The organism is Erythrobacter sp. (assembly GCF_023653175.1).
Classification (GTDB): Bacteria; Pseudomonadota; Alphaproteobacteria; order Sphingomonadales; family Sphingomonadaceae; genus Erythrobacter.
On the sequence record NZ_JAMNXL010000004.1, the window covers coordinates 1 to 15537 of the forward strand.

At 66.7% G+C, this 15537-nt stretch carries 14 protein-coding genes; 4 read left to right on the forward strand and 10 right to left on the reverse strand.

The window, feature by feature from the left end; genetic code table 11:
- Both NBV68_RS00905 and NBV68_RS00910 read right to left on the reverse strand, forming a co-directional pair.
- On the reverse strand, positions 1 to 459 hold a 459-nt coding region (locus NBV68_RS00905; RefSeq protein WP_296306522.1), incomplete at its 3' end, for a TonB-dependent receptor plug domain-containing protein.
- 350 nt (positions 460 to 809) lie between these two features.
- The gene (locus NBV68_RS00910) at positions 810 to 2015 is read right to left on the reverse strand and encodes a hypothetical protein (RefSeq protein ID WP_296306477.1); all 1206 of its coding nucleotides are present in this window, start codon (positions 2013 to 2015) and stop codon (positions 810 to 812) included.
- Positions 2016 to 2310: 295 nt separating this feature from the next.
- Here NBV68_RS00910 and NBV68_RS00915 point away from each other — a divergent pair, with 295 nt between their 5' ends.
- The 3 genes from NBV68_RS00915 to NBV68_RS00925 all read left to right on the forward strand — a co-directional run bounded on the left by NBV68_RS00915 (position 2311) and on the right by NBV68_RS00925 (position 4946).
- Positions 2311 to 2607 (forward strand): hypothetical protein, encoded by a 297-nt coding sequence (locus tag NBV68_RS00915; protein WP_296306478.1) that lies wholly within the window; start codon positions 2311 to 2313, stop codon positions 2605 to 2607.
- Positions 2608 to 2780: 173 nt separating this feature from the next.
- Entirely contained in the window at positions 2781 to 3713 is a 933-nt protein-coding gene (locus tag NBV68_RS00920) for an AraC family transcriptional regulator (protein WP_296306479.1), read from the forward strand.
- 216 nt (positions 3714 to 3929) lie between these two features.
- Positions 3930 to 4946 (forward strand): hypothetical protein, encoded by a 1017-nt coding sequence (locus tag NBV68_RS00925; RefSeq protein ID WP_296306481.1) that lies wholly within the window; start codon positions 3930 to 3932, stop codon positions 4944 to 4946.
- A gap of 28 nt (positions 4947 to 4974) precedes the next feature.
- Here the strand turns inward: NBV68_RS00925 and NBV68_RS00930 are convergent, their stop codons facing one another.
- Positions 4975 to 5877 carry an AraC family transcriptional regulator gene (locus tag NBV68_RS00930; RefSeq protein ID WP_296306483.1) on the reverse strand — a complete coding sequence of 301 codons (903 nt, stop codon included), beginning with the start codon at positions 5875 to 5877 and terminating at the stop codon, positions 4975 to 4977.
- Positions 5878 to 6017: 140 nt separating this feature from the next.
- Positions 6018 to 8828, reverse strand: coding sequence for a TIM-barrel domain-containing protein (locus NBV68_RS00935; RefSeq protein WP_296306484.1), 2811 nt, complete (start codon positions 8826 to 8828; stop codon positions 6018 to 6020).
- 158 nt (positions 8829 to 8986) lie between these two features.
- Here NBV68_RS00935 and NBV68_RS00940 point away from each other — a divergent pair, with 158 nt between their 5' ends.
- Positions 8987 to 9268, forward strand: a complete 282-nt coding sequence (locus NBV68_RS00940) for a DUF427 domain-containing protein (protein WP_296306486.1) — start codon at positions 8987 to 8989, stop codon at positions 9266 to 9268.
- Between the two features lie 9 nt (positions 9269 to 9277).
- On the opposite strand, the gene NBV68_RS00945 is transcribed toward NBV68_RS00940, so the two are convergent.
- From NBV68_RS00945 to NBV68_RS00970, 6 genes are all read right to left on the reverse strand, one after another.
- Positions 9278 to 10945, reverse strand: a complete 1668-nt coding sequence (locus tag NBV68_RS00945; RefSeq protein WP_296306488.1) for a sulfatase — start codon at positions 10943 to 10945, stop codon at positions 9278 to 9280.
- Positions 10942 to 11355, reverse strand: a complete 414-nt coding sequence (locus NBV68_RS00950; protein WP_296306489.1) for a DUF1330 domain-containing protein — start codon at positions 11353 to 11355, stop codon at positions 10942 to 10944. The genes NBV68_RS00945 and NBV68_RS00950 overlap by 4 nt, the downstream gene beginning before the upstream one ends.
- Positions 11352 to 12260 (reverse strand): haloalkane dehalogenase, encoded by a 909-nt coding sequence (locus tag NBV68_RS00955; protein WP_296306491.1) that lies wholly within the window; start codon positions 12258 to 12260, stop codon positions 11352 to 11354. The genes NBV68_RS00950 and NBV68_RS00955 overlap by 4 nt, the downstream gene beginning before the upstream one ends.
- Positions 12261 to 12316: 56 nt before the next feature.
- Positions 12317 to 12928 carry a TetR/AcrR family transcriptional regulator gene (locus NBV68_RS00960; protein ID WP_296306493.1) on the reverse strand — a complete coding sequence of 204 codons (612 nt, stop codon included), beginning with the start codon at positions 12926 to 12928 and terminating at the stop codon, positions 12317 to 12319.
- A 65-nt stretch (positions 12929 to 12993) separates the two neighbouring features.
- The gene (locus NBV68_RS00965) at positions 12994 to 13806 is read right to left on the reverse strand and encodes an alpha/beta fold hydrolase (protein WP_296306494.1); all 813 of its coding nucleotides are present in this window, start codon (positions 13804 to 13806) and stop codon (positions 12994 to 12996) included.
- Between the two features lie 35 nt (positions 13807 to 13841).
- A complete protein-coding gene (locus NBV68_RS00970) occupies positions 13842 to 15428 on the reverse strand; it encodes a wax ester/triacylglycerol synthase family O-acyltransferase (RefSeq protein ID WP_296306495.1) in 1587 nt (528 codons plus the stop codon).
- Between the last annotated feature and the right edge of the window lie 109 nt (positions 15429 to 15537).

The following is a 15537-nucleotide window of genomic DNA, read 5'->3' on the forward strand; positions in this document are numbered from 1 at the left end:
GATTGCGGCGGGCGGCAAGCGGTCGGGCACGCGGGCAACTTTGGTGTTGACCACGCCTCCCACCAGCCCCGAGCCGTAGAGCAGGGCCGAGGGCCCGCGCAGCACCTCGATCCGCTCGGCCACCAGCGGGTTGATCGCGACCGCGTGATCGGGGCTGGTGTTGGACACGTCGAGGCTCTGGATGCCATCGATCAAGAGCCGGGTGCGCTCGCCCTGAAGCCCGCGCAGCACCGGGCGCGAGACGCCGGGCCCGAAAGCGGTGGAGGAGACCCCGGGCAGGCTCGCCAGCGTCTCGCCCAGCGTGGCGCGGGCGGCGCGGGACAGATCATCACCTGACAGAACCGCGCCCGAGACCGGCGCGGTGACACGCGCGCGGCGGCGGGTGCCGGTGACGATGATCTCGGTGATCATTTCCGCGCCCGGGGCATCGGCGTCCATCCCGTCCTCGCCCTCCAGCATGGACATGAGGTCCATCGCATCGTCCGGCGGGGCCTCGCCGTCATCCATCATGACGGGGGCCGGCACCTCGGGCGCAGCCTGATCCTGGGCATAGGCCGGATCGGCGAGCGCCAGCGCGGCGCAACCGGCCAGAACTGCGAGAAATGCGGATGAAGCGCGCATGGATGCTTCCTGTTGGCTGTGGCCCGAGGTTGCCGCGCTCAGACAGGTTCGTGAGAATGGTTCGTCAGAAAGGGAAGGCACCGGGAAGACGCGCCGGGAAGGAGTGTGCCTTCCTTCCCGGCGCGAGGTGCAGGTCATGCAGGAGGGGGCAGCGCATGACCTGTGGGGACTGAATAGGTCGTCCCCCCTCAGTTGATGCGATAGACCACAGGGCAGTTCACGATGAAGCCCACGGCCCGGAAATCGCCGCCGTCGAGGCTCTTGATGAAGCCGCGGTGCGACATCTCGGCGGCCTGCAGCGCGCTCGTCATGCGGTAGCGGTAGCCCTTCTGGATCGCCTCCTCGGTCCACACAGCCGGGAACAGCCGCCACATCGGCGAATAGTCGAGGTTGATGGTCGGGATCCCGCCGAGGACATTGAGCGGGCCGCCTTCGCCCGACAGCGCGCTGACGAGGCCCTGGCGGTGCGGATTGTCCTTGCCGGTCGGGCCGTTGACCACCACGACGATCCGCTCGGCGCTTTCACCGGGCGAGGCGTCTTCGAGCGCGAAGGGCATGTCCTTCATCGCGGGCGTGAAGGTGGCGTTCTCGAGGCTGGCGACGAGCGGGTCGTTGGCTTCGGTCGAGAGGTACATGATCGGCTTGTCGAAGGTGAAGCCGAGGGTCATCTTGATCGTCACCGTGCCGTCACGCGGGCAGATCGCGGCGACCTTGTCGTGGACCTTGGTGTAATCGACCTTGCCGGCGCACATCGCGTTGAGCTCGGCCTCGCTCGCTTGGCTGATAACGGGCGCGTTGTAGATGATCGACTTGGCCGAGTTCTCGACATAGACCAGCGGGGTGTAATCGGCATCGCCGACCGAGCCGGGCTGGAAGGCCTTGGGCGGGAAAGGCGCATTGGCCGACCCCGGGGTGACGCTCAACGCGGGCTTGAAGTCCACGCTGCCGGCCGCGAAGCTGAAGGTCCCGTCCATCTCGATCCGCGCGCGGCGGGTGGCCTTGCCGGTCAACGCAAAGGCAAGCTTGGGCGAGTAGGCGAGCCCCTGCAGGTCCGAAATGTTCTCGTCGGTGGAATCCGTGAGAATGAACCACACCGGCGTGCCATTGGGCAGCTTGCCCCGGCGTAGCGGCAGGGTGGCAGTGCCCTTTTCAAGATCGATATGCGCCGACTTCATCAGGACCACCGGACCCAGCAGGCGCGGATCGACTTCCGAGGGCGAAGGCTGGGCGACGATGGTCTTGAGATCATTGGCGATCGAGGCGGGTGCCTCGCGGACCTCGTCGAGAGGCTTGCCTTCCTTGCCGCGCACAACAACGTCGGCGTGACCGACCGAAGGCAGAGCAAGGGCCAGCACTGCCCCCGCCGCCATCATCGCGTTTCTGAACTTGCGCATCACTTGCTCCTTGTGGTTCGGCAGAAAATGGCGCCTGCCGATCGCCGCAAGACCAGTGATGCGCTATGGCGCGCCGCGCTTCTTTCGCGATGGCCCGCGTTTTTCGGTTTCTCGCTGTCACGGGCAATTGACAGGCCAGACTGTCGCAAGCACGGGCAACACGGCGCAAGATTTCGAAAGCCGCCCGCACGATGCGGGGGGTAGGCCCGGCCATGAAAGGTATCCTTCGACTATGCCCTGGCTAAGGTGGATCGAGTGGTTTTCCGGGCGGCCCCGAGGGCTGCTTGCGCCGAATATGGCGATCACCCTCGTCACCTTGCGGATTGCGCCTGCGGCAATCACCGACGAGGTCAGCTTCTACCGCAGCGCCGAGTATGACGCCTTGCTGGAATGGGCAAAAATGGGCCGCTTCATCCTCGCCTTGGCCAGCACGGATCGTGACGAGCTGACCCTGCTGTGCATCCAGACGCCCGACGAGATGCGCGCCGCGGTCGCCGAACTGCCGCTGGTCGCGGCGGGTCTGGCAACGGTCGACATCCGGCCGGCCATGTCCTTGAGAATGGACGAGGACGACTACGGCGTCCTGCAATAAGTCACGGAATTTCCGCCATCCGTCTAACCCGTCTAACGGCGCGGCGGCGGTTTCGATATCTTGCGCTTTTGTCACGAGTCCACCCCGACGCCCTGTCAAAGTGTCACATGCAGACGTATGATTGCCGTGTCTCGGGGATCAGACACTTTTGCATCGCTAGAGATTGGAGCACGATGATGGCAATGGGCGAGGGATCGAGCTTTCACATCGGCATGGGTACCAAGGCCGGGTTTTTCCGCCACATCCACTGGTCGGATCAGCCCGATGTCACCCTGTTCGACACCGGCTCGCTCCCCATGGTCGCGATGCGCCACCACCGCACGCTGGTGGATGGCATGGTCGAGATCGTCGCCGATGCGCCCGAAACCGACGATTGGGACGCGCTGATCGTCAATCGCAACGGGTCGGGCAAGATGGGCATCGATTTCTGCGGCGCCTACAAGAGCCTCGCGCTGCACCGCGACCTGTGCCTCTTCCTTCCGGCGGGCGCCGATAGCCGCCTGCAGTTCGACGGACAGGCCGGTTCCTTCGTGCTCTATCTGCGCCCCGGCTTGATCGCCTCGCTGCTGGCAAGCGAGGGCAAGGGTGCCGATGCGCTCGCCCCCATCGTGGGCCGGCACCTGCCGCGCGTGGCGCATCTGCTGGGCCTTATCGAAAGCGAGCTGCGCCGCCCGAGCCTCGGATCGCGGCTGATGATCGACGGGCTGCTGCGCGCGATCGCAGGCCTCCTGGTCAGCAACGATTCGCTGCCCGCGGCCGAACCGGCAGAGCGGATCTACCTCTCTCCGCCCAAGCTCAAGCGGGTGCTCGATTTCATCGAGGCCAACCTGCAAGAGAGCATCGGGCTCGATGATCTCGCCCGCGCGGCGGGGCTGTCGGCGAACCACTTCCTGCGCGTCTTCAAGCTGGCGACGGGCGAGACGCCCTACCATTTCCTGCGCGCGCGGCGGCTTGAACGGGCGCGGCAATTGCTGGCCGACAATGCCATGCCGCTCGCCGAGCTCGCGCTCGAATGCGGCTTTGCCAATCAGGCCCATTTCACCGCCGCCTTCAGCCGCGAGGTCGGCATCTCGCCGGGCCGCTACCGCCGCGCGGTGCGCGCCTGATGACCCCGCGGGCGCCTTGTGTCGCCCGCTATTATCATCTCTAAATCATAGGGTTGAAGCGCTTCATGTGGCGATTGCGTCACAGCATCCCGGCTTCGATTGCGCAGCCTGCAACACGGCGCGCTTTCTGGAAAAAGCCCTCGCCTTTCTGACAAGATGGGCATGGCGGCAGGGCGCATTGATGGCTCCTCGGACAAATCCAAGGAGCCCCGATCAATGTTGCGCAATGTCCTCTCCCCCCGCCTGCTGCTCGCCACCGGAGTGGCCTGCACCTGCCTCGCCACTCCCGCGCTTTCCGCTGAAAGCGAGACGTCCGAGGCCGGCGGCGCGCCGCGTGCGCCGATCACGCTGACCACCACGAGCGTCGCCGCTGCCACCGATGCCGCCGTGCTCGATCCCGCAGCTGCACCGCAGGCGGTCAATCCGGTGGCGGTCGCTGCGGCTGCGGCCGCCGCTGCCGCGCAGGACGGTGATGACCTCGGCGGCTGGACACCGCTCGGCTCGGAAGGCTTCGGGCAGGAGCTGTTCGCCAAGTGGGTTCCCGTCCCCAACGGCGACAGCGGCGCGCCGCGCCAGGGCTGGCTCGGCACCGCCGACGGCTTCTTCACGCGCGAGGCCCACCTCGCCTACACCTATGTCGATGGCGATGGCTTCGACGCCCACCAGGGTCTCGCCCGCTTCCACCTGCCGTTTTCGCGCCGCCTGTGGGCGGGGCTGGAAGTGCCCTTCTACCAGGAGAGCGGCGGGGATTCGGATTTCGGCGACATCACGCTCAACACGCAAGTGATGCTGATCGAAAAGCGCAATATCTCACTGAACGCAGGCATCGGCTGGCGCCTGCCGACCGGCTCGGACAGTTTCGGCAACGGGGTGTTCGCCGCCCAGCCGCAGCTCAACCTGTTCACCGACGTGGGCGGCGGGTTCTCGTTCCGCGGCCGGGTGGCCTATGACTTCCCCGACAGCGGCGCGCCCGAAAGCTTTATCCTCAACGCGGCGATCGGCCAGACCTTCACCGATCACGACAAGGCGCCCCTCGGCGATTTCACCTGGTACGTGGCGAGCACCTGGCGCGAGTTCCAGGACGGCGGCCCGACCTTCATCTCGGTCACGCCCGGGGTGCGCACCCATCTTGGCGGCAACCTGTTCCTGCTGGCCGGGATCGAAATCCCGCTCAACGACACCTCGCAATTCTTCCGCGAGGCCTTCACCGTGCAGCTGGTGCAGGGCTTCTAGCCCCGCTCCCGCGGCGACCCGATTTCCCTCAGCGCATGATCTTGCGATAGGCGCTGGGAGAAATCCCCGTCAGCTGGCGGAAGCGGCTGGCGAATTGCGGGTGCGAGGCAAAGCCCGCTGCATCGCCCACCGCCTGCACCGGCAGGTGCGCCTCGTCGAGCAGCCGGCACGCCAGCGCGATCCGCGCGCGCAGGATATAGGCGTAAGGCGGCAGGCCCGTCGCCGCGCGAAAGCCCCGCGCGAAGTGGAAGCGGCTGTACCCGGCCAGCCCCGCCAGGTCATCAAGCGCGATCGGCTCGCGCAGGTTTTCACCGATATAGTCGCGCACCCGCGCGACGCTGGCGGGCGAGATGATGATCTTGTTGTCCTTCGCCGCACCCGCAGTCTGGCGTTCGAACAACCGATGCAGTGCCGCCTCAAGCTGATATTCCTGCTCCATCAGCCCCAGATCGTCGTATTCCGATGCACGCACCAGCGCGGTCAGCAGGCGACTGAGCAGCGGGTCGAACTTGCCGAAGGTCTCCTGAAGCTGGACCTTGGCAGGATCGCAATCGAACTGCTCGGCGATGGTCTGCGCGTAGTAACCGGGCTCGAGATAGATGTGGCCGAAGGCGATCGGCCCTTCGGTCATCCAGCTGTAGGAGCTGCCCGCCTCGATCGCCGAGAGAGCCCGGTCCTCCACCTCGCGCACCAGCGTCTCGGTGCGGCGGCGGCGGGTGATGCGCTTGGCTCCGCCCATGTGGACAACGAGGTAGTGATGATCGAGCGGCGGCTGCACCATGCGCCGCGCGCTCTTCTCCCAGCGCTGGATGATCGCGCCGTGGATCTGCCGCGGGGCGCTGGAGATGCTGCGCGCAGGCGTTGCCCAGTCACGCCAGGCGAGCGGGTGCAGCTTGCCCGGCTCTGGGAGAGGAGGATCAAAGGGGGCCATGTCGGCCCACGTTAGACATGATGGCGGGCCGCTTGTCCATCTGCGCTGGCGGGCGCAGAGAGCGGCGCATTGTCTGAAATACGCGCGAGGGTGCCGCTTTCCCCCGAAAACGTCGCCCGAACGCCAAGCCGTGCCCTGCGCTAGAACCCCATGGTGACGCCTGCGCCGGAGTAGGTCACCCGTCTGCCCACGCGCGCCGCGAAAACGTGACCTTGTTCGCGACCCTCGTGAACGATGACGGTGATCTCCCGCGTTCCGGCCATGCCGGGGAAGGCCCCCTCGCGGTTCGCAAGGGTCAGGGTGCGCGCGGTGTCGTCCCACGTGATGCCGACCCGGGCAAACGCGCCGCGCACATAGCCCATATCGGTGCCCTCGTCCTCGTAGAGCGTGAAGCGCCCGTCGGCTCCGGCGAAGATGTGGAGCGTGAGCGGGCCTTGCTGATCCTGCGCGGTCGATTGCACATCCGGCCCGGCAGGGATGATCGCGCCGGCGCGCACGAACAGCGGCAGCTCCTCGCGCGGGGCGGCGGCGGTGACGGTCCGGCCGCCCGTAATCCGCGCTCCGCTGTTGGCATCGAACCAGTCGCCCTGCGGCAGGTAGACTTGTCGCGAGCGCGCGCCGAACTGCGTCACCGGCGCCACCATCAGCGACGGGCCGAACAGATATTGGTCGTCGATCCCCCACACCTGCCGCTCACTCTCGAAGTCCATCACCAGCGGGCGCAGGATCGTCGCGTCGCTGAAGTGGGTCTCGGCCGCCAGCGTGTAGATATAGGGCAGCAGGCGGTAGCGCAGGCGGTGGTAGCGGGTGAGCCCCTCCAGCATCGCCGGATCGCCCTCGCTCACGAGGTAGGTCTCGCGGTGCGGGAACTCGCCGTGGCTGCGGAACAGCGGCGAGAATGCGCCGAACTGGAACCAGCGCAGATAGAGCTCCCGCCATTCGGCGAGGTGCGCAGGGTCCTGCTTGCTGAAGCGATCCTCCACGGCGAACCCGCCGATGTCGTGGGTCCAGTTGGGCACGCCCGCAAGGCTGAGGTTCAATCCGGCGCTGATCTGGTCGCGCAGGTCGTCCCACCGCGCGGCGACATCGCCCGACCAGAGCGCGGACGAAGTGCGCTGGATTCCGCCGAAGCCCGAGCGGGTGAGGATGAAGGGGCGGGTGTCCGGCTGTGCTTGCCGGAGCCCCTCGGCCACCCCTTCCGCGTGTACCAGCGGATAGGAATTGAAGATCGCCGCGCCTGGCACCCCGGTGGTGGGTGAGGTCATCTGGTAGGCGCGCTCCTCGACCGAGAGGTTCGAGTGCCAGTCGGGCTCGGTCGCGTCCATCCACCAGGCATCGAAGCCCTGCGGGAACAGCGCGTCCTTCACCTGCTGCCAGTAGAGCGCGCGGGCCTCGGGGTCGTAAGGATCGTAAAAGGTGTTGGCATAGCCTTTCCCCACCCAGTCACGCTGGCCTGCCTCCAAGGGACGTTCGTAGAGGAAGCCCTTCTCGCGCAGAGCTTTGCCATTGGCGGTGTCGGGATAGAACTTGGGCCAGACCGAGATCATCACCCGCCCGTCCATTGCCTTGACCGCATCGACCATCGCCTTGGGATCGGGAAAGCGTGCAGGATCGAAACAATGGCAGCCCCAGCTGTCCTCGGGCCAGTAGAACCAGTCCTGCACGATCGTGTCGATCGGGATCGCCCGCGCGCGGTATTCGCGCATCACGCCGACCACCTCGTCAGAGGTGGTGTAGCGCTGGCGCGATTGCCAGAAGCCATAGGCCCAGCGGGGCATCATCGGGGCCTTGCCGGTGAGGCGGCGGTATCCGGCGATGGCGGCGTCCATGGTGGGCGCAGGCACGACGTAGTAGTCGATCGCCTTGCCTGCCTCGCTGGCGAAGCTCACCGAGTGGCGATCCTCGGGCGGCAGGGGCGCGGCGTGTTCGAGCGCGATGTAGCCCTGATTGGGCTCCCACTCGATGCGCAAGCTGGCCGGCCTGCCCGCCTCCAGATCGAGCGCGAAGTTGTGATACCAGGGGTTCCAGTTCTGCCGCCAGCGCGAGAGCACCTCCTTCCCGTCGGCGAACACCTTCACATAGGACGAGGAGTAGAGCCGGAACTTGTGTTCGCCCGAGGCGGAGGGGGTGTATTGCCCGGTCCACACCACCCGCTGCGTCTCTGTCGCATTGCCCTGCGTGTTCTGCCCGGTGGTTGCCGCGACAGTGGCGGCCTTGGCCTCGGCGGGCCAGCGCGCCTGATCCTTGAGGTACTGGTAGTCGATGGTGCCCTCGCGGCGGTCGAGCACCAGCCGCTCGCCGAGGTAGTATTGCGCCCGCCAGTCGAGCGCCAGCCTCGCATAGGGCGCAGGGTCGCCGACGCGCGTGATCGAGGCATTGTCCCACAGGATGCCGTAGCCGCGGGTCGAGACCAGAAAGGGCACCGCAATCGCCATGTTGTGCTGGGCGAGCTCCACGTCCTCGCCGTTGTAGTCCATCTGGCGGTTCTGGTGCTGGCCGAGGCCGTAGAGCCCCTCGTCCGTGCCGCGGTTGAATTGGACGCGGGTGGCGAGCCACTCCTGGCCCTCGACCTCTACCGGCGTCAGGCGGCGCGCGGGGGCATATTCGTCGAGCATCACGGCTCCGGCAGGGTCGCGGATCGTGAGCCGTCCATCGGCAAGGTTCACTGCCGCCGAGGCCTGAGGCATGGTCAGGCTGGCGACCTCGCCCGCGCGGCGGAAGACGGGGGTGCCATCGGCCTCGGTCACGACCATCGCAGTCGGTCTACCTTCGGGGGGCTCCGCCCCGACCGTCACGCGGAACGTGCCGTCGCGGTGGGCGAGGACGCGCACCTGCTCGCCCGTGTCGGTGGTGACGATCATCCCGTGCGGCACCTCTCGCACTTCGCCTGCGAGGGCGGGAGCGGCGAGAGCCGCCAGCCATGTTACCGCTACCAATTTCCGGCCTGCCATCGCGTCAATCCCTACCGTGCCCCACGCTTTTCGCAGCGGGTGCGGGTGGCAGGCTAGTGCCGCAATGCGTCCAAGGCAACCGCGGGCCATTTCCAGAAAGCCTCGGCGCGCAGGTGCTGCTATGCTTCCCCGACGGTCAACGAGAAGAGGTGCGCAGCATGGTCAAGGCGAAATGGAACGGCGTCGTCATCGCCGAGAGCGACGAGACCGTGGTAGTCGAGGGCAATCACTACTTCCCGCGCGAGGCTGTCGATGCAGCGTATCTCGCCCCCAGCAGCACCCAGACGCGCTGCCCGTGGAAGGGCACGGCCTCCTACCACTCGCTGGTCGTGGACGGCAGCACCAACCCGGACGCAGCGTGGTACTATCCCGAGCCGCTCCCCGCCGCTGCCGAGATCAAGGACCGGATCGCCTTCTGGAAGGGTGTCGAGGTCGGTTAGCGCCCCTGCCTAGTTCGGCCAGTAGATGTATTCGTCGCCTTCGCGGTAGGGCTCGGCCAGCGTCCGATCGATAGATACCGGCGTGTCGAAAGTGCTCGCATAGAGCGGCGGCTTGCGGCCCCGTTCATGCGCGGCGATCAGCGCTTGCAGCTCGGCGCGCTTGGCGGGCTCGCTGGCGGCGAGGTTGCGCTGCTCGGTCGGGTCGGCGGCGAGGTTGTAGAGCCACGCCTTGCCCTGCTTGCCGTTGACCTGCAGCTTCCAGTCCCCGCTGCGCACGGCCTTGTAGTAGCCGCTCGACCAGAACAGCGGGGCATCGGCGCGCGGCTGGGCGCCCTTGCCGGTGAGCGTCGCCAGCAGGCTGCGCCCGTCGATCGCAAGCCCTTGTGGCAACGGCGCGCCCGCGACCGCAGCGAAGGTCGGCATCAGATCGACCTGCCCGACAGGCAGTGCGAGCTTCGATCCCGGTGCGATCGCGGCAGGCCAGCGCGCGAACAGCGGCACGCGAATCCCGCCTTCGAAGAAGCTGCCCTTGCCCCCTCGGAACGGCGCATTGAGCCCATCAAGCCCCACGTAACCCGGCGCGCCGTTGTCCGAGGAGATCACCACCAGCGTGTTCTCGGCCAGCCCCTCGGCCGCGAGCTTCGCCATGATCCGCCCGACGCTGCGATCGAGCGCACGGAGCATCGCGGCATAGACGCGCAAGCGGTGCGGGCCGATATCGCCCACCGCATCGTAATCGGCCTTGGTCGCCTGCAAGGGCGAATGCACACCCCATTGGGCAAGGTAGAGGAAGAACGCCCGGTTGCGGTTCGCCTCGATCACCTTGAGGCTCTCGTCAGTCCAATAGTCGGCGAGATAGCCGCCGGGCGCGAATTTCTCACCGCCATTATAGCTGGTGGCGTAATTCGCCGAGGCCCACAGGAAGCGGTCGATCGGATCGAAATCGATGCGCGCATTGACCGCGTCCGGGTGATCCTCGGGCAGATGTAGCAGCCCGTCCATGTTGAGGCTCTCGTCGAAGCCCTGAGCCTTGGGAAGGAACTCGGGCGCATTGCCGAGGTGCCACTTGCCGATATGCACGGTGTGATAGCCGCGTGCTTTCAGCACCTCGGCCACGGTCACTTCCTCCGGCGGCAGGCCCTGCGCCTCGAAAGGCGGCGCGCTGGCTTCGGCCTGGGCGTTGGTGAGGATCGGCGGGCGGCCCGGGTGCATCTGGTTCCAGACCATCGGCACGATCCGGGGGAAACCGGCAGGCGTCGGAGTGAATTCGAACCCCGTGCGCGTGGCATAGCGCCCCGTCATCAGCTGCGCGCGCGAAGGCGAGCAGGTGGCGTTGCCCGCATAGGCCTGGGTGAAGATCGCACCCTCTGCGGCAAGCTTGTCGATATTGGGGGTCTTGATCCGGCCCCCCGCCACTCCGCCGCCGAAGGTGCTGAGGTCGTTCATGCCGAGATCGTCGAACAGGATGAAGACGATGTTGGGCGGGCGCTCGGCGGGGCTCTGCGACGCCTCGGCGGGGCCTTGCTGCCATGGCACGGGGCGGTTCGCCGCGATCGGCTGCGCGCTCCTCCAGCGCACCAGCGCGAGCGCGAGGTCGGTGCGGAAGGTCCACGCGCTTGCCGTGGCCAACGCCAGGACAGCGAGCGTGCCGAGCGCCGCCTTGTGCCAGCGTTTCATCCAGCGTCCGCGCGCGTGCAGATGTTGAGCTGCCCCGCCAGCCCTGCATCGCGGTGTTTGGTGATCGCTTGGTATTCGGGCGATTGCACCATCGCCAGCATCGCCTTCCTCGACGGGTATTCGGCGATTGCCACCATGTCCCACAGCTCCTCGACCTCGCCGAGCAACAGGCCGGTCACCGTGCCGCTGAAGCGCACCTTGCCGCCGACCGCGGCGAGGCAAGCCTGCACGCCCGCGGCATAGCGGGCATAGGCTTCGCGCCCCGAAAGCTCGGGCTCGGAGCCGTCGGCATAGGCGGCCTTGTCGCGGAACTTGAGCAGATTGACCATGCACATCGCCTCGCCATCATCGGCAGCGAAGAAGACCATCGCCTGTTCGGGCGCGGGGTGGAGTTTGTTGGTGACGATCATTGCGGCGCTCCCTTGGCGGCGACATCGAGAATGGCGGCGACGAAGCCTGCGGGGTCGTCCTCCTGGATGAAGTGCCCGCCCTTGAGGGTCCGGTGCGCCTGGCCCGCGGTGCCGGGGACGCGGCCGACGAAACGGGTCTCGCCGGTGCGGGTAATCGGGTCGCCATCCGAAAAGGCGCAGAGGAACGGCTTGTCCCATGCTTCGAGCACGGCCCAAGCCGCCTTCTGGTCGGGCACCGCCTGATTGCCTTCGAAGGGCACGAAGCTCGGGAAGATCCTCGCGCCGGCCTTGTAGCTGGCATCGGGGAACGGCGCGTCATAGGCGGCGATCTCTTCCGGCGAGAGCGCGCGCTTGGTGCCCTTGGCGATGATCTTGCCGATCGGAAACACCGGACTCCACTTCGAGAACGCCCGCCAGATCGCAAAAGCGCGCGGCGCCGGGCCGCCTTCGGGCAGGCCGCCATTGGACAGCGCCACCGCGCGGAAGCGCTCGGGCGCGGCAGCAACCAATCTCAGGCCGATCAACGAGCCCCAGTCCTGACAGGCGAGCGTAATGTCGGTGAGGTCCAGCCCTTCGAGCCACTGGAGCATCCACGCGACGTGGGCGGCATAGGAATAGTCGGTCTTGGCGGCAGGCTTGTCGGACTTGCCGAAGCCGATGAGGTCGGGTGCGATCACGCGATATCCCGCCGCCACCACGGGGCCGATCATGTGGCGGTAGAGGTAGCACCAGGTCGGCTCGCCATGCATCATCAGCACGATCGGCGCATCGCGCGGGCCTTCGTCTATGTAGTGGACGCGCAAGCGGGCGCCACTCGGGCCGTCCTGCACCTCGGCATAATGGGGCGCGTAGGAGAAGTCCGCAATCGCGCTAAATGCCTGTTCTGGCGTGCGTAGGACTTTCACGGCTGCCTTTTCCCCCTATATATTGGCATACGGCATGCCATTTCCGGTCGCCCGCGTCAATCCTCCGGCCAGCGCGCCAGCGCGTCGTCGAGCATCCGCCGCACCACCGCCGCCGCCTCTTGCGGAGCGAGGTTCTGATCATGGCGCAGCAGTCGCCAGGTGTTGAAGCTGAGGATCACGTTGAGGCCCCGCGCCCCCTCGGCATCGGTGCGCACGGCCTCGGGCAGGTGCGCCGCCAGCGCCTCGGCCTCGAGCCGCAGCTGGCGGCGATAGCCCTCCATCAGGAAAGCGGATTCGAAGCGCCGGATATTGGCCGAGATGCGATAGGGCATGATCGTCTCGAAGATCGTCGCGCGGCGAGCGGCAATGTCGAACAGCCGCTCCTGCCACGTCGCCCCCTCGGGCGGGCGCATCAGGATCGGCAGAAGCTGCCCCTCGATCGCCTCGGCCATCTCGCGGTAGAGCGCGTCCATGTCGCGGAAATGGCGGAACACCGAGCGCAGGCCCACGCCTGCAACCTCGGCGACCTGTGCCGCGCTGGGGGCGACTTCGCCGCGCGCGACCAGATCGAGCATCGCCGCGACGATCCGGGCCCGGCTCGACCGGCTGCGCGCACGCCGCCCGTCGTCAGGGGCGGAAGATGCTTGCGTGATGTCAGGTACGACCATGGCGCGGCTACGGTATTATCTGGCACTAACCGTGTCAATTAAAGGCCATGAAGCCCCGAAACCGCTCAATCGAGGCTGGTACGGGGGAACAACAACTGGCTGACGAGTGGGGGACGAAACGGCGACCACGTGCCTTCGGCCTGCGCCAGCCGGTCGGCAAGCGCCAGCATCACCGATGGATTGACCCCGAGGCCGCAATGGCTGGCATAGACCTCGATATTCTCGGTCGGCGTCGCCGCCGGCTTCTGCACCGATCCGCGCCAGTGGACGATCCCGTCGGTCTTGGTGAAGATCGAGGTGGTCGGCACCGGCGGCGCTTCGGCCAGATCGCGGAAGCGCCCGCCCTGCATCGCCTCGGGCTCCTTGCCGTTCAGCATTTCGAACAGGCGCGCGGCGCTGGTGTGATTGCGGTCTTCCGAGATCGGGCTGCCGAGGCTGATCACCAGACGCACCCGGTCGGGATGCAGCTTGGCCAGCTCGCGCGCCAGCACTCCGCCCAGACTCCAGCCAACCAGCGAAACCTTGCGGCCCGTATCGTCATTGAGGCGCTGGAGCTGGGTTTCAAGACGCGCAATCAGCGCGTTGTCGACCCGGACATTGCGCCCGCTGTTCCAGCCATGCGCGTCGTAACCCAAATCCCGCAGCAAGCGCCGCATCGGACTTGTCGAAGTGTTGCTTGCCATGAAGCCGGGGAGCACCTGGACCGCGTGCCCATCACCCTTGGGCAAAGACGAAAGGAACGGGCGGCTCATGTAGAAGGCGCCGAGTTCGAACATCGCGCGCCCTTCGACGAGCGTCCAGAAGCGGTGCGGCGGGTGCGCTGCCGGCTGGAGCTGGGCGGGCAGAAGCGGGGCGGCGAGGGTTGCCGATGCGGCCATGTCTTTATCCTTGTTCGGTTGGGTCTTGCGGCCGGTCATGCAGGCTTGGCTTTTGCAGCGGCGCGCCTCTGCGCCGGTCTGGACTTGGGTGCCGGCTTTGCTTTGGGCGCGGGTTTCGCTTTGGGAGCAGGCGGCGCTTTGGGCGCAGGCGGCGCTTTGGTTGCAGGCTGCGCCTTGGGGGCGGATTTCACTTTGGGCGCAGGCTTCGGCGCGGCGGTTGCAGCCGCTGTAGCAGCAAGCAACTCCGAGAAACTATCCTCGATGCACTTCACGTAAAAATCGGGATCGGGGAGCAGCTCGCGGTCGGCGGTGAAGGCGATTGTGGCCTCGTCGCAATAGGATTGCACCACGTGGCCGAGGCCGAGGCCGTCGGTAAGGCACAGCAGCCCCATCATGCTCTCGAGCCGCGCGGCCGCAAAGTGGATCGGCACCGGCGGCCCCGGCACATTGGTCACCACCGTGGTAAACGGCGGCGCGACCCCGCGATTGGCGAGGCCCAGCCGCGTGTAGAGCTGCGCGCCCAGCGCCATGAACAGCGCAGGCGAGACCTTGCTCATCTCGGTCATGTTGCGCGCGCCGATGGCGTCGGACATGGCCTTGGAATTGGCGGTCTGCGAGAAAACGAAGGCGAGGCGCTCGGCCGGATCCTCGATATGCGTGCCCAAGGGCGCGATCATCGCGGCGACCTGATTGCCCATGTCGCCTTTCTCGCCGCTCGCGCGCACCGAGATCGGGGCCATGGCGGTCAGCGTCTTCTTGGGCAGATCGTCTTTCGCCAGCAGATACTTGCGCATCGCCCCGCCAATGATCGCGAGGAACACGTCATTGACCTTCGCGCCCTCGGCCAGCGCGCGGATCGCCTTGATCTCGGCCAGCTTGAAGCTGCGCCCCTCGACCACCCGGTGCGGGCTGATCGCGCGGTTGAAGCGCGATTTGGGCGCAATCATGTCGGCGCTGACAGTGAAGTCCTTGACCACCAGGCCCTTGATCGCCTTGGCAAGCCCCGGCGCGGCCTTGGCGGCAACTTCGAGCTGCTTCAAGGGATTGGTAACCGCATTGAAATAGCTTTTGCCGAGCAATTCTATGGGGTTGGGGATGCGCTCGGGCTTCCACGTGTCGGGCTGATTGGGCGGCGGATCGGTGGGGCGCAGGGTGTGCAGCGCCTCCATCAGGTCGATCCCGCTCATCCCGTCGATGGCGGCGTGGTGCACCTTGGTGACCATCGCGAAGCTGCCCGGGGTGACCCAGGGGACGTTATCCAGCCCCTCGACCACGGTGAACTCCCACGGGGGGCGGTCGAGATCGAGCGGGCGGGCAAAGATGCGCGCGGCCTGAATGCACAGCTGCCGCCAATCGCCCGGCTGCGGCAGGGCGACGTGGCGCACGTGGTATTCGAGATCGAAGTCGGGATCCTCTACCCAGTAGGGGTAATCGAGATCGAAGGGCACCCGCACCAGCCGCTGGCGCATCGTGCGGCTCAATTGCGCGCGCGCGCCGATGAATTGCAGGATGTCCTTGAAGCGCACGAAGCTGCCGGGCGCGGTCTCGGGGTTGTAGACGAGGATCGAGCCGATGTGCATCGGCGAACTGCGCGTTTCCAGCGCCACGAAGGACGCATCCATTCCCTGCAATTGGCGCAAGGTTCTCTCCCCATAGGCACCCCTTTGTGGGGTTTTGTTGCGCAAGAGGCTAACAGACGCAGGCGCGCGGTCAACTTGCCGCGTCCGTCAA